This is a genomic window from Magnetospirillum sp. UT-4 (assembly GCF_902729435.1).
Taxonomy (GTDB): domain Bacteria; phylum Pseudomonadota; class Alphaproteobacteria; order Rhodospirillales; family Magnetospirillaceae; genus Magnetospirillum.
In genome coordinates, this window is sequence record NZ_CACVCG010000030.1 from 13,303 (window position 1) to 26,908 (window position 13,606).

12 protein-coding genes and 1 pseudogene are annotated in these 13,606 nt (G+C 67.5%); 5 read left to right on the forward strand and 8 right to left on the reverse strand.

Annotation, left to right across the window (positions count from 1 at the left end; all coding sequences use genetic code 11):
* Window positions 1-28: 28 nt before the first annotated feature.
* The 3 genes from MTBUT4_RS01930 to MTBUT4_RS01940 form a co-directional block, all read right to left on the reverse strand.
* Window positions 29-583, reverse strand: a complete 555-nt coding sequence (locus MTBUT4_RS01930) for a hypothetical protein (RefSeq protein WP_173977977.1) — start codon at window positions 581-583, stop codon at window positions 29-31.
* A 324-nt stretch (window positions 584-907) separates the two neighbouring features.
* Complete coding sequence (locus tag MTBUT4_RS01935) at window positions 908-1,162, reverse strand: AlpA family transcriptional regulator (RefSeq protein WP_217424093.1); 255 nt, start codon at window positions 1,160-1,162, stop codon at window positions 908-910.
* Window positions 1,159-1,458, reverse strand: a complete 300-nt coding sequence (locus MTBUT4_RS01940) for a hypothetical protein (protein ID WP_173977978.1) — start codon at window positions 1,456-1,458, stop codon at window positions 1,159-1,161. The genes MTBUT4_RS01935 and MTBUT4_RS01940 overlap by 4 nt, the downstream gene beginning before the upstream one ends.
* Before the next feature lie 587 nt (window positions 1,459-2,045).
* Between MTBUT4_RS01940 and MTBUT4_RS01945 the strand changes: the two genes are divergently transcribed.
* Entirely contained in the window at window positions 2,046-2,699 is a 654-nt protein-coding gene (locus MTBUT4_RS01945) for a TraY domain-containing protein (protein WP_173977979.1), read from the forward strand.
* Window positions 2,700-2,738: 39 nt separating this feature from the next.
* The gene (locus tag MTBUT4_RS19240) at window positions 2,739-3,944 is read left to right on the forward strand and encodes a site-specific integrase (RefSeq protein WP_217424094.1); all 1,206 of its coding nucleotides are present in this window, start codon (window positions 2,739-2,741) and stop codon (window positions 3,942-3,944) included.
* A 279-nt stretch (window positions 3,945-4,223) separates the two neighbouring features.
* On the opposite strand, the pseudogene MTBUT4_RS19390 reads toward MTBUT4_RS19240, so the two are convergent.
* Window positions 4,224-4,508 (reverse strand): annotated as a pseudogene (locus MTBUT4_RS19390) (Bro-N domain-containing protein); the annotation flags it as partial.
* A complete protein-coding gene (locus MTBUT4_RS01955; RefSeq protein WP_173977981.1) occupies window positions 4,505-4,795 on the reverse strand; it encodes a hypothetical protein in 291 nt (96 codons plus the stop codon). The gene MTBUT4_RS01955 and the pseudogene MTBUT4_RS19390, both read right to left, overlap by 4 nt.
* Window positions 4,796-5,050: 255 nt before the next feature.
* Between MTBUT4_RS01955 and MTBUT4_RS01960 the strand changes: the two genes are divergently transcribed.
* Both MTBUT4_RS01960 and MTBUT4_RS01965 read left to right on the forward strand, forming a co-directional pair.
* Window positions 5,051-6,739: an ATP-binding protein gene (locus MTBUT4_RS01960; RefSeq protein WP_173977982.1), complete on the forward strand. Its 1,689-nt coding sequence runs from the start codon at window positions 5,051-5,053 to the stop codon at window positions 6,737-6,739.
* 26 nt (window positions 6,740-6,765) lie between these two features.
* A complete protein-coding gene (locus MTBUT4_RS01965; protein WP_173977983.1) occupies window positions 6,766-7,188 on the forward strand; it encodes a response regulator in 423 nt (140 codons plus the stop codon).
* A 4-nt stretch (window positions 7,189-7,192) separates the two neighbouring features.
* Here MTBUT4_RS01965 and amt read toward each other — a convergent pair whose 3' ends face one another.
* The gene (gene amt / locus MTBUT4_RS01970; protein ID WP_173977984.1) at window positions 7,193-9,082 is read right to left on the reverse strand and encodes an ammonium transporter; all 1,890 of its coding nucleotides are present in this window, start codon (window positions 9,080-9,082) and stop codon (window positions 7,193-7,195) included.
* Between the two features lie 223 nt (window positions 9,083-9,305).
* Here amt and MTBUT4_RS01975 point away from each other — a divergent pair, with 223 nt between their 5' ends.
* Window positions 9,306-9,563, forward strand: coding sequence for a hypothetical protein (locus MTBUT4_RS01975; RefSeq protein ID WP_173977985.1), 258 nt, complete (start codon window positions 9,306-9,308; stop codon window positions 9,561-9,563).
* Window positions 9,564-9,618: 55 nt separating this feature from the next.
* Here MTBUT4_RS01975 and mnmA read toward each other — a convergent pair whose 3' ends face one another.
* Both mnmA and MTBUT4_RS01985 read right to left on the reverse strand, forming a co-directional pair.
* On the reverse strand, window positions 9,619-10,740 hold the full coding sequence (mnmA, locus tag MTBUT4_RS01980) for a tRNA 2-thiouridine(34) synthase MnmA (protein WP_173977986.1): 1,122 nt from the start codon (window positions 10,738-10,740) through the stop codon (window positions 9,619-9,621).
* A gap of 231 nt (window positions 10,741-10,971) precedes the next feature.
* Complete coding sequence (locus MTBUT4_RS01985; RefSeq protein ID WP_173977987.1) at window positions 10,972-13,512, reverse strand: sensor histidine kinase; 2,541 nt, start codon at window positions 13,510-13,512, stop codon at window positions 10,972-10,974.
* Between the last annotated feature and the right edge of the window lie 94 nt (window positions 13,513-13,606).

The following is a 13,606-nucleotide window of genomic DNA, read 5'->3' on the forward strand; positions in this document are numbered from 1 at the left end:
TTTGCGCCAGCACCGCAGAGCATGTTGGTTATTCACCACCATCCAGAAAGTCCGCCGAAAATCCGCGAGCGATGAACACCCAGCCCCCAGCATCACTGTCGTAACTTGGAGGATCAACAATAGTAAGGTCTTCATCGAGAAATAGTTCAGCCATTCTATTTCTGATTTTACTTTCGATTAACTGGCGATTGTGAATTATGTCCTGGCCACCAGGCACCTTGACGCGGATCACCACGGAACAGCTCGCCTCCTTCCGCCGGCGCCGAACCGACCGCCGTTGTTCGCGGGCCTTTGCCTTGTCGTGAGAGTGTGCCTGCCTGTACGCCTCCACCATGCGGTCGATCCCGCCGAAGCGAAGGTCTCCAGCGATGGCCGCGCCATATTTCGGCGAAGCCCGATCCCACAACGCATCAGGCGGGAGCTCGAACCGGCGGAGGGTGGCGATAACCGCATCCATCTCGTGCGGCTCCGCATCAAGGCCCAGGTGGTCGATGATGTCCTGGGCAACTTCCGCGTCAACCAAGCCGGACGGTTTGGCGGTTTGGTCGCGGTTTGGTTCGAAGTTTGGTTTTTCTTCTTTCATTTCAACACCTTATTGAAATACAAACCATCAAACCGCAAAACTAGGCACCCCTATACGCGCGCATACGCGGGTGCGCCCTCATGCCCGGGGGTGCGCGCACCCAGGAACGGGGAACCCCTCTTAGGGCGTGATTTCGGAGGTTTGGCCGGTTTTCCGGTTTGGCCCACCCCCGGAAGCGCGGAGTTCCGCCATTTTCCGCCAAACCAGCACCCAAGCTGGGCACCAAACCGGTCACGAAGAACCCGCCCGAATTTCTTTCCGAAGCCTTCGGGCCGGGGCGGGGGTTGTGTGCGGAGTGGATCGAGGCGGGGGAATGGGAGGCGGTCATTCGACATCCCCTTGCGCCGACCGCCGAACGCTGATGACGCCATCCCCGCCCACCGCAATGAATGCGTCCAGATCGGCCTTGTAGTAGTAGACCTTGCCGCCGAGGCGCACGCGGCGCGGCCCCTTGCCGGCCGCCGCCATCTTCGTGAGGGTCTGGGGCTTCAGGCCGAGGTAAGCCGCCGCGTCCTTGCGCGACAGGCGACCGTCCGGGAGAACCCTTACCTTGACCTGGCGAATGCCTTCCGTGGTCACTTCCGCGCCCTCCCGTCGTGTTGCTGCCAACCCACGCGGCCGGCGCGCAACCTTTGCGCCAGGCTGCGAATGCGGGCCTCCGAATGGGGATTGCCATTGACGTGGTAGACTAGGCGCCCGGCTTGGCGGCGGGTCTCGACGCGATAGCCGAATGCCTGAAGCGTATCCGCCTCCGCCTGCAAGGCGCCGAAACCTGCCCGCACGGAGACGCCGCGCGCATTGACGAAAGCCTGAATGGCGCCCAACTCATCGGCGCGCGACGCGGCGGACGGGATTGTCCATCGCGGATCGACCACGCTCACACTCAGGGATGGAGCAACGGCCCCGGCCGCGCACCGGCCGCACGCCGTCCCACCGCCTTCACAGAAGGCCAGCCCAGCGCCAGGCGTGCGGCCTGCGGCCGGCTGGTCGTGAGGCGCTGAGGCGCTTCCGGGCAGAGCCGAGAGCAAGCTCATTGGCTGCGCTCACCATGGATGAAGGCGTCAAGCGCGGACAAATAGTAGAATACCCGCCCACCAACTCGCACGAAATCTGGACCGCGCCCTCGGGCAGCCAAATTTGCCAGGGTCTGCGGTGCAATTCCGAGGTAGACGGCCGCGTTTTTCCGGTCCATCCGACCATCAGGGAGGACTGTGACGGCTATCCACTTGAGGGTGGCTCTCTCGCCAAGTTGGCTTGCTTCCTGCATCGTAGGCACCCAAATTATCTGCACCCGCTTAGAAATACCGATCCCTACCAGTGCTTGACAAGCATTTTCTAGGTCGGTATAGAAAAGTAAGAATTGGTTTGGAGTGAGACAATGAGCGAGAGGGCACAAGGGAACGGGCGGGGGCGCCCCGCTCAGCCAGCCCAGGAGGGAGCGCGTAACTCCCTTGGCCTTCGGGTGACGGCCCGAACAAAGACCAGGCTGGAAGACGCGGCGCGCGGGTCCGGGCGGTCACAGAGCCAGGAAGCCGAAGCCCGGATTGAAGGATCGTTCTTCACCGAAGACGTTCTCACCTTCTTGTTCGGTTCCAACATACGTCTGGAGGAGGTTCTCATCCTCCGCCGCTACCTGGAGGCCATTAAGGAAGCCACCGTTCGGGCGGGTGACCGGGCTGACCGCTGGTGGGTCTACGCGGCGGCTGCGCCCTTCGCGCTGGATCGGGACCGCATTGCCAGTTCATGGCGTGACGGGAACCTAGATCGGGGCGCCTTCGACGTGGCCGCGATGGCCGAGCCAATCCGCGCCGAGACAGAGAAGATCCTCCAACGGACAATTGCCTCCCTTGCCGACCGTGGCGCTCCCGGCCTGCCCACGGCCTACAGCACCATTGAGGAGGCTGACGCCGCCGGGAGACACCTCTACGACTTTAGGAAATCCTGCGAAATCCTGGGCAATCGGCGTCGATTTGAGGGCAACGCTGAGCTTCGGGAGAAATATGCCCCGATCTATCTGGCTGCCGCCGAGTGGTCGCAACACGAGAAGCAAGGGGACCTCAGTCCTTCTGAAAAGCAAATTTACGCGGCCATTTTGGAGCTGGCGGCGGCGGACTAACACGCCGGGTTCCCCCGGCACGAATTGCGAGCCAAGACTATGGCGACTGTCAGCAAGCGAAGATGGACGACGCCGAGCGGGGAAAAGCGCGAGGCGTGGACCCTCACCTACATGGACCGCGACGGCAAACGCTACCGTAAGCAGTTCTCGCGCAAGGCCGAGGCCGACGCGGAACGCGTTCGGGTCGAGGGTGAGCTGGCGGGCGGCATCCACGTGCCCGACAGGGACAGCCGCACTGTGGAAGACGCTGCCAAGGCATTCCTCGCGGACTTCCAACAGCTGGTCGCCGCCGGCAAGCGCGAACGGTCCACCTTTGACGCCTATGAGCGCCAGGTGGAGCTTCATTTGAGGCCCTATGCGATTGCGAAACGCAAGCTGTCTCGTCTAACCGGTCCGGACTGCACCCAGTACGGCAGGGCATTGGAAGCCGAGCTTTCCGACGCCATGTCCACCCGCGTCTATGCGATGTTCCGGCAGATCATCAAGTTCGCCCACGGAGGGGGATGGATAGCTGCGGACCCCGCCAGGTCCGTCACGATCCGCACCAGGGGCGAGCGCCACCAGGACGACAACGAAGGCGCCGTGGCCATCCCACCAAAGGCACAACTCCGCGCCCTCTACCAGGCCGCCCGGGAATTCGACGACACCGGGTATGCCGAAGCCATGGTGTCCGTCCTGGTATTCGCCGGCCTGCGCATTTCAGAGCTGCTGGCGCTGCCCCGCCGTGCCCTCTTCCTCGCCGACGGGAGCCTGAGGGTGTTGCAGCGCGCCGATCGGTACCGCGCCATCGGCGCCGTCAAGACCAAGCGGGCACGGCGCACCGTGCCCCTCCCGCCGATTGCCGTTCAGGCGCTCCGCAAGTGGCTTCCCAACGCCACCGCATCCAACCTCGGGCTCGTCTTCCCCACCGTCGGCGGCTCACGCGGCGAGGGTGGCGGGGTGCAAAGCTACCACAACCTCTATCACCGCTTTTGGGTTCCGCTCTTGACCCGGGCGGGCCTGGTCACATGGGACGAAACGGAAGGCGACGACGAAGGCAAGGCGCACCCGTTCTTTGCCTTTCACACCCTACGGCATGTGGCGGTCTCCCTGTGGATCGAACAGGGCGCCACGCCCAAGCAGGTGACAACCTGGGCCGGGCATTCCTCCATCCAGTTCACCATGGACACCTACGGCCACCTCTGGAGCGACAAGACCTCCGACCAGGCCATTGCCCGAGCCGCGCAGACCTCCCTCATAGGGTGACAGCCACCGCCCCAGCGCCATGGTTTCGCCGCCCCACGTCGCCACATGGGACAGCAGGTAGGCCAGGCATTCCTCGGGGGCGGGACCGGGCAGGGCCGGGGGTCGGGTATCGACGGCCGGCAGGGCCAGCACATGCCACAAGCGCTGCGCCGCGCTGCGGCCAAAGGTCAGGCGGGCCTCGCGCACCATCTCCACCTGCACGCGCAGATCGGCGGGCAGGTCCATGGCCGGCGCGGCGGCCGGATAGCCGCCGGTGCGGCGGATGGTGGGCAGCACGTCGTGGGCCAGCCAGCGCTTGAACCGCTCGGCCGACGGCTTGCGGGAGGTGAACACCAGGCGGTAGACGCCGGGCTCGGAGACGATCGCCATCTTCTGCGCGCCGCCAAGGGTGTCGGTATTGGCGACACCCTTCTCGTCATCGTCTAGCCGACTGATGGCATCCCGGCTGTTCCCAATCTCCAAACACCGGCACACATCGGCCGCCACGAACCACGGCAGGCCGGCGTTGTCGGGCACCACCCGCACCGCCTGGCCCTCGAAATCGAATGGAACGATGGCGTTCATGCTCCCCCCTTCAGAATGTCGTTGGCGTCCTTGACCCCCGGCACCGCCTTGGCGGCATCGGCGATCAGCACGCGCTTGCCCTGGTTCATCAGGTTGCGGATGGCCCGCGCCACCTGCTGGGCGGCGGGACTGCCGGGCGGGTCGGAGGTGGAGCCTCGCGGAAGCGACAGTGAGGGCCGAACCTGGTTCGGATAGGCTAGGCCGCCCATGTTCGAGACGTTGCCCACGCCCACCCGCTCGCCCGGGTGCGCCACCACCACCGACCAGCCGGCGCACGCATGGCGCACGGAAGCCCTAGCGTCTTGAGACTACGTGATATTTCAAGGCATCATAATCCTGGGGTCGGGGGTTCAAGTCCCTCTCCCGCTACCATTCCCAACGGCCACGCCTTTCCCGAAGGCGTGGCCGTTGTGATTCCGGGCCGCCGGGTCTCCCCGCGTGGTTGTCCGTTGTACCTGACAGCAAAACTTGTTAGGTATGACAAAGGTCGAGTGAAGCTCGCACATTCGTGCAGGGCCACTCCCCCCTCCCGGAGGCGGAACGTGACCCGGACCTGGCTGGTGCAGCGGCTGTCCATACCGGTCTTCGGGATGCTGCTGGTCGCCCTTCTGTGGGCCGGCGTGATGGACCAGGACCGCCGTTCCGCGGCGCTGCGCGAAGCCGCCTACCGCCTGGAGCTGATCAACTACGCCCGCCTGCTCGAGGCCCATACCCGCAGCGTCGTCCGCGGCCTCGACCAGGTGGTGATGCATCTCAAGGCGGAATACGAGGAGAACCCGCAGGCCTTCGACCTGCGCACCCAGGTGGCGCGCAGCCCGATCCTCAAGGGCCTGTCGGTGCAGGTGGGGATCATCTCGGCGGACGGCCTTCTGCAGGATTCCACTGCCGGCCGGCCGCCGCCGGACAAGCCCATCAACCTCGCCGACCGCGAGCACTTTAGCGCCCATGTCGAGAGCGACAGCGGCCGATTGTTCATCAGCAAACCGGTGCTGGGCCGCGCCTCGGGCAAATGGTCGATCCAGCTCGCCCGCCGCATCAACCACAAGGACGGCGGCTTCGCCGGCGTCATGGTGGTCTCGCTCAACCCCGACTACATCACCGACATCTACAGCAAGATCGACCTTGGCAGCGACAGCACCATCGTCGTGCCGGGCCGCGACGGTATCGTGCGCGCCCGCGCCGCCGGCGCCGACCGCATGGTCGGGCAGGACTTCTCGGCGGTGGCCGGGTTCGACCGCTTCTGGTCCGAGCCCGAGGGCACCGCCGCCGGTCCCAGCCCCATCGACGGCGTCGAGCGCATCCGGGCATTCCGGCAGGTACAGGACTATCCCCTGGCGGTCTCCGTCGCCCGCCCGGCCGCTTCGCTGGCCGCCACCCACGGCATTGAACATCAGTTGCTGATGGCCGGCGGCCTTGCCGGCACCCTCTTGATCCTGGCGGGCTCGGCCATGCTCTATCTGCTGGCGGTCCGCCAGCAGGCCATCGAGCGCCGCCTGCGGGTGCGCGAGGGGGAACTGGTGGCGACCCGCGCCGCGGTCGAGCAGCAGAACCGCGACCTCGCCCAGTTCACCGAGGTGCTGGCCCATCACCTGCAGGAACCGGTGCGGCTGCAGCACGCCTTCGCCAGCCGGCTAAAGACCCTGCTCGGAGAGGCCTTGACCGAGGATGCCGCCCGGGCGCTGGACCACGTGGTGCGCGGCGCCGCCCGCCAGCGGGCGCTGCTGCGCGACGTCCAGCTCTACCTGTCGGTGGCCCAGTTGCCGGCTGCGGCCCAGGCCTGCCACGTCCGGCGCGCGCTGGATCTGGCGCTGGAACGGCTGGAAGGCCAGATCCGCACCTCCGGCGCGACCATCCGCGGTGACTCCCTTGACGCCATGGCCAGGATGGATCGCGCCCGTCTGGTCGACGTTCTCGCCGCTTTGGTGGAGAACGCCATCCAGCATGCCTCGCCCGGCGTCCCGCCGGTGATCGAAGTGGCGGCCCAGGCTGCCCCCGACGGCCGCACCATCATCACCGTGGCCGATAACGGCCCCGGCATCGCGCCGGAATTCCGCGAGCGGGTGTTCCGCGTCTTCGAGCGCCTGCATAACGAGCCTGGGTGCGACGGAACCGGAATCGGACTGGCCTTGACCCGCCGAATCGTGGAAGCTGCCGGTGGGACCGTCACCATCGAGGCCGCCCCATCTGGCGGCACCCTCGTCCGCATCGTCCTTTACCCGCCGCCGGAGTGACCCCCTTGCCCGCAGCATCGGCCCCAATGTTTGAGATTCTCATCGTCGACGACGAGCCCGGCGACGTCGAGCTGATCCGCCTGGCCATCGGCGAGGGCCGCTTCGTGTGCAACACCCGGGTCGCCGTCAACGGCCGCGAGGCGATGGCGCGCCTCCGCCGCGAGCCGCCCCATGTCGATGAACCGACACCGGACCTCATCCTGCTGGACCTCAACATGCCGCAGATGAACGGGCGCGAGGTGCTGGCGGCGATGAAGGCGCATCCCGAGCTGGCATCCATCCCGGTGGTGGTGCTGACCACCTCGGATGTCGAGCGCGACGTGGTGTCCTCGTACAGCCTGGGGGCGTCCGGCTACATCACCAAGCCGGTGGACGCCGGCGACCTGTTCACCGCCATCCACAATCTCGAGGAATACTGGTTCTGCGTGGTGCGCCGGCCGACCCGGTGACCGCTCACGCCGGGACGCCGAACCGCCAAGTGCCCTTGCCGGCCAGCTTGGCATCGTACATGGCGTGATCGGCGCGCTTGACCACCGCCTCGACGTCGTCGTGCGGATCCCCCTGGCCGAACATGGCGACACCGACCGACACGCCGATCAGTGCCGTCCCCTGCGGCAGATCGAACGGCTCGTGCAGCACCTCGACCAGCTTCTCCGCCACGTGCTCGGCATCCGCCGGGGCGTGGATCTCGGCCAGCAGCAGGGCGAATTCGTCGCCGCCCAGGCGGGCCAGCATGTCGGTCTCGCGCAGCACCTTGGACAGCCTGGCCGCCACCTGGCGCAGCAGGGCGTCGCCGGCCTCGTGGCCCATGCTGTCGTTGACCGCCTTGAACCCGTCCAGGTCCAGGTACATCACCGCGCCGTCCCGCCCGGTGCGGCGGGCGGCGGCCAGTCCGCGCCGGACCTGATCGAAGAAGGCGCGCCGGTTGGGCAGGCCGGTCAGCGGGTCGGTGGTGGCGAGCTGGTTGAGGCGCTCCAGCGCCTGCTGCCGCCGTTCGGTCTCGACCATGAACTTGTCGAGCACGGCGTTGTAGTACCGCGCGATCTCGGCCGCCTCGGTCTCCAGCTCGACCGCCACCTTGCGCGAGAAATCGCCGGTGCGGGCCTGCCAGTCCATCTGTGTGACCAGTTCCAGGATCGAGGTGGTGGCGTTGTGCTCGGCGACGTTGAGGCCGATCCGCTCCTGCTCCGGGGTGACCCGGAACGGCATCCAGCGATCGATCAGCCGGAACAGCCCCCAGCATAGCGGCAGGACGAACAGCCCGACCGCCACCACCCCCAGCGCCTGCACCCCGAACTGGGCGAAGCGGTCGCCCGCCGGCAGCCGGGCCGGGTCGGCGAACAGGGCGAAGGCCAGGGTGCCCCAGATGCCGGCAAATAGATGGGCCGGCACCACCCCCATGACGTCGTCCACCTCAACCAGCTCGAGCACCCAGATGCCCACCACCGCCAGCAGGCCGGCGACCAGCCCGATGGCGATGCTGTCCAGCTCGCCGACCGCGTTGCACGAGGCGCAGATGGCCACCAGGCCGGCGATCACGCCGTTGACGATGCCGTCCACCGTCGGATGCTTGCGCCCCCACCAGCTCAGCCCCAGGCCGGCCATGCCGCCGGCCGCCCCGGCCAGCGCGGTATTGGCGACGATCAGCGGAACCTCCTGGTTGAGCGCCAGGGTGGAGCCGGCGTTGAAGCCGAAGAAGCCGAACCACAGCAGGAACACGCCCAGCACCGACATGGGCAGGTTGTGGCCCTCGATGCGGTGGCCGGTGGGGCCGAAGCGCCCCAGCCGTGGCCCGATCACCAGAACGGCGGCCAGCGACACCCAGCCGCCGACGCTGTGCACCACCGTCGAGCCGGCGAAATCGACGAACCCCATCCGCCCCAGCCAGCCCTGAAGCGTGCCCTGGGCGGCGCCGTTCCAGACCCAGTGCCCGACCAGCGGATAGATCACGCCGGCGGTCACCACCGTCACCAGGGCATAGCCGACGAAGCGCATGCGCTCGGACACCGCGCCCGAGATGATGGTCGCCGCGGTGCCGCAGAACATCAGCTGGAAGATGAAATAGGTGATGTCGCCCGGGTTCATCCCCTCGTAGCGGACCAGGACCGGCAGGCCGAACCAGCCGCCGACGCTGGCTCCGTACATCAGCTGGTAGCCGAACAGGGTGAACAGGATGCTGGAGATGCAGAAATCCACCAGGTTCTTGATGGCGACGTTGATGGAGTTCTTGGCCCTGACGAAGCCGCTTTCCAGGCAGGTGAACCCGGCCTGCATGAGGGCCACCAGGAAGCTGGCCATCAACACCCAGGCGATATGCGGCGAGAGGGCATCAGATGGCGACACGAGCGGCAGGCCTCCAGCAGGAGAGGAAATTTTGTGCAAGGCTGCGTCGTGCGCATATTGCAGGCAATCGCCGCCGGACGCCATGCGATTTTTGCACTTGCGAAAAAATCAACCGGGCCTTAACCAGGGCGGCCATATGCTGGGTGCAATCGGGCGGCATGACCCGAACAGGCGGCGTCCGATGCCATACCGGCCGAACCAGGCCGGACGAGGAGTGAAATCCGTGAGCACCCGTAATCCCGCCGAACGTATCCGCGCCCTCATCGAGGGTGCCCTGTCCAGCGCCGCGTCCCGTGGCTGTTCCATCGACGTGAACGAGATCTACGTGCGCGCGCTGACCCGTTGCGGCGTCTGCAACGACGAGGCCCGCGCGCTGCTGGCCCTGCCGGGCGACGACCCGGTCACCCGCATCCTGCATTTCGCCGGCGATTCGCACAATTTCGCGGTGCTGGCGGTGGAAGAGGCACTGGCCGCCGCGTAGCCCCCTCCGGCCAATGAACCGACCCATGGGTCGGTTCATGCCGCGACGGCGAGGCTCATTCGGCCGACACGATCCAGCCGCCGCCCAGCACCCGTTCGCCGCCATAGAACACGCAGGCCTGGCCCGGCGCCACGCCGTCCTCGGGCGCCTCCAGAACCACCGCCGCACTCGATCCGGGGCCGAGGGTGACGGTCGCCGGCATGGCCGGGCGCGTGGAGCGCACCTTGACCGCGACCGGCTGCGGCCCGGCAGCGTCCACGCCCAGCCAGTTGACCCCGCGCAGGGCGATGCGGGTCCGGCCCAGGGCGCTGCGCGGCCCCACCACCACCCGGGAGGTGGCCGCCTCCAGCCCCACCACGTAGAGCGGCTCGCCGCCACCGCCGACGCCCAGGCCCTTGCGCTGGCCGATGGTGAAGCGGGCGATGCCGGAATGACGCCCCAGCACCCGCCCCGCCCCATCGACGATGTCGCCCGCCGCCATGGCGCCGGGATGAAGCCGCTCCACCAGCCCGGCATAATCGCCGTCGGGCACGAAGCAGATGTCCTGGCTGTCCGGCTTGGCCGCCACCGGCAGGCCGAAGCGGGCGGCGATGGCGCGGGTCTCGTCCTTGCCCGCCATGCCGCCGAGGGGGAAGCGCAGGTAGTCCACCTGCTCGCGGGTGGTGGCGAACAGGAAATAGCTCTGGTCGCGGGCGGGGTCGACGCCCTTCAGCAGTTGCGGCCCGTCGGCGCCATCGGCGCGGCGGACGTAATGGCCGGTGGCCAGGGCGGCGGCGCCGAGGTCGCGGGCCACCGCCATCAGGTCGCGGAACTTGACGGTCTGATTGCACAGCACGCAAGGAATCGGCGTCTCGCCGGCCAGGTAGGATTGGGCGAAGGGATCGATCACCGCGGCCCGGAACGCCGCCTCCATGTCGATCACGTAATGGGGAATGCCCAGCGCCTCGGCGACCCGGCGGGCGTCGGCGATGTCCTTGCCGGCGCAGCAGGTGTTGGAGCGGCCGGCGGCGCCGCCGTGGTCGTAGAGCTGCAGCGTCACCCCCACCACCTCCCATCCTTGCTCCTGCAGCAAAGCGGCCGTGGCGGAGGAATCGACGCCGCCGGACATGGCGACGACGATACGGCCCTGTGGGAGGCGGCCCTGTGGGAGGCGGCCCTGTGGGATGTCCCTGGTCATGGCCCGGTATATGCGGTCCCGGCGGCCGGAGTCCACCGTCACCAGGGCAATCGGATGAAGAAAAATCGTCCAATGACAAGGTCGTCATTCCCGCGCAAGCGGGAATCCATGTGTCCGCCAAAATGCCTTTATTTTCAGTGAGTCGCCGCGTCACCATGGATCCCCGCCTTCGCGGGGATGACGGTCTTGAGGGGCGATGCCCATATCCTTAACCCGATTGCCCGGCCACCGTCACGCGGCGGCGTCGGCGCCCTTCAGGGTGAAGTGGAAGCGCGAGCCCGCTCCGGGTTCGGATTCCACCCAGAGGCGGCCGCCGTGATGCTCGACGATGGAGCGGCACAGCGCCAGGCCGATGCCCGTCCCCTCGTACTGGTCGCGGGTGTGCAGGCGTTGGAAGATGCCGAAGATGCGCTCGAAATAGTGGGGCTCGATGCCGATGCCGTTATCGGCCACGGTGAAGCGCCACATTCCGTCCGGCTCGCGCGCGACCGTCACGGTGATGCGCGGCGGGCGGTCCGCGGCCCGGTACTTGAGGGCATTGCCGATCAGGTTCTGGAACAGGCGCTGCAGCTGGATGGGCGCCGCCATGACCTGGGGCAGCGGCCCCTCCACCACCACCTCGGCGCCGACTCCGGACGCCACCTCGTGCAGGGTATCGAGAGCGCTGGTCATCGCCTCGTCGGCGGCGACCGGAACCAGATCGCCGCCCTGGCGCTTGACCCGCGAGTAATCGAGCAGGTCGAGCACCAGCCGGTCCAGCCGGATGGCGCCGTCGCGGGCGAAGGCGATGAACTCGCGCCCTTCAGCATCCAGCTTGTCGGCGTAGCGCCGCTCCAGCAGCGAGACGTAGGAATTGACCATGCGCAGGGGCTCGCGCAGGTCGTGGCTGGCGACATAGGCGAACTGCTCCAGGTCGTCGTTGGAGCGGGCCAGCTCCTGGGACTTCTCCACCAGCGCCTGCTCGGCGGCCCGGCGCTCCGAGACGTCCTCGACGATGGACCAGATGTAGCGCTCGCCGTTGCTGTCCTCGATCAGCACGCCCTGCAGCCGCACCGGCACCCGCCGGCCCGAGCTGTGGATGTACTCCTTCTCGTAGGGGCCGTAGGCGCCGACGCTGTTCAGCGACGCCAGCTGCCGGGCCTCCTCGTCGGCATAGCTGGCCGGCGTCAGGTCCCAGTAGCTGAGGGTGTTGAGGCGCTCGATATCGTAGCCGACGATGCGCAGGAAGGCGCCGTTGGCCTCCTGAAAGCGGCCGTCCATGGTATTGCGGGCGATGCCGACGGGCGCCATATCGAACAGGGCGCGCAGCTTCTCCTCGCTGGAATGGACAGCCTCCTCGGCGTGCCTGCGTTCGGTGAGGTCCATGTTGGACCCGGACACCCGCACCGCGCGGCCGAATTCGTCGCGCAGCACGTAGGCCCGCGACAGCACCGGCAGGTAATGGCCGTCGCGATGACGCAGCCGGTACTCGGTCTCGAACCCCTGCTGCGCGCCGGTCAGGGCCTGGTTGATGGCGCCTTCGACCCGCACGACATCATCGGGATGGATGTATTCCTTCAGGATGGCGGCATTGGCCTCGCGCGCTTCCGGGGAGAAGCCCAGCATGCTCCAGAAGCGCGGCGAGCAATAGACCTCGTCGGTGCCCAGGTCCCAGTCCCACCAGCCGTCATTGGCCCCCTTCAGCACCAGGTCCAGCCGCTTGCCGTGGCGCTGCGCCTCGGCCCGTGCCGCCTCCAGGTGGCGGGTGCGGTCCGCCACCTCCTCCTCGAGCCGGATACGGTGGGCGATCAGCCGCCCCAACAGGCCCATGCGCGCCATTTCGCGCCGGTCGGCGATATGGGCCAGCATGGAGACGACGGCCGCGAGCAGGCCGAAGATGGAGGCGGCCATCCACGTCCGCGACCGCCATTCCGCCAGGGCGTCGTGGACCAGGACGGTGCTCGACACCACCAGGGGATACGACCCGACCAGGCGAAGGCCGACGAAGCGGGCGGCACCATCGAACCCTTCGTCGAGCCGCAGGAAGGTGAGCTGGCCCGGCCTGAGCACCCCGGGAAGATCGACCACCGACCGCTTGCCGCGATGCTCGCGCGGGTCGGGGTAGCGCGACAGCACGGTGCCGTCCAGGCGCATCAGGGCGGCGCTGGCCCCCGTGGCGTGGGTGATCGATTCCATGATCTGGTCGAAATGCTCGGGATTGGTGCCGGCAGCGACCACGCCGCCGAAGCCGCCGAGGGGATCGGCGAAGGGCAAACTCGCCGGAAGCAGCGGCCGGCCGACGACGCGGCTGATGACCGGGGTGCCGATATGCAGTGCCTCGCGCGGAAATGCGTCCCGCTGGATGCGGAAGTAATCACGGTCGCCGACATCGGTGCCGGGGGCCGGCCCATCGGTCAGGTTGGGCGCCACGATGCGGCCGTCACTGCCGACGACGATGAGATCCACCAGTTCGGGCATGGCGCGGATGCGGCCGCGGAAGCGTTCCACCACCGCATTGCCGACCGCCGGCCGCCCCGGTCCGAAGGTGACGGCGGTGTCGTGCAGCACGCTCTCGACCGAACGCAGGCTGGCCTCCACCTGGCGGGCCGAAGACAGCGTGCGCTCCGCCAGCTGGGCTTCGGTTTCCTCGATCGAGTTGCGATAGGCCAGCCAGCTTTCGCCGCCCTGCGCCAGGGCCAGCACCAGGACCAGGGCCGCCGCCGACCGGCGCGCGTGCCACGGGCGCTTCTGTGCCGGCGCCTCGACTGCTCCGTTGTCCCTGTCCCCCTGCACCATCACCCCCCGAATCGAACCGGGCAGAGAATAGTCAACGGGCGCTCGATACATCAAGTACTGCGGTTTTCACTACAAATGTAGCACCAACAAA

What these genes read in the sequence shown, in the direction of transcription:
- MTBUT4_RS01930 (WP_173977977.1), bottom strand. Translation starts at nt 583, where the DNA reads ATGAAAGAAGAAAAACCAAACTTCGAACCAAACCGCGACCAAACCGCC.
- MTBUT4_RS19240 (WP_217424094.1), top strand. Translation starts at nt 2,739, where the DNA reads ATGGCGACTGTCAGCAAGCGAAGATGGACGACGCCGAGCGGGGAAAAG.
- MTBUT4_RS01965 (WP_173977983.1), top strand. Translation starts at nt 6,766, where the DNA reads ATGTTTGAGATTCTCATCGTCGACGACGAGCCCGGCGACGTCGAGCTG.
- mnmA (WP_173977986.1), bottom strand. Translation starts at nt 10,740, where the DNA reads ATGACCAGGGACATCCCACAGGGCCGCCTCCCACAGGGCCGCCTCCCA.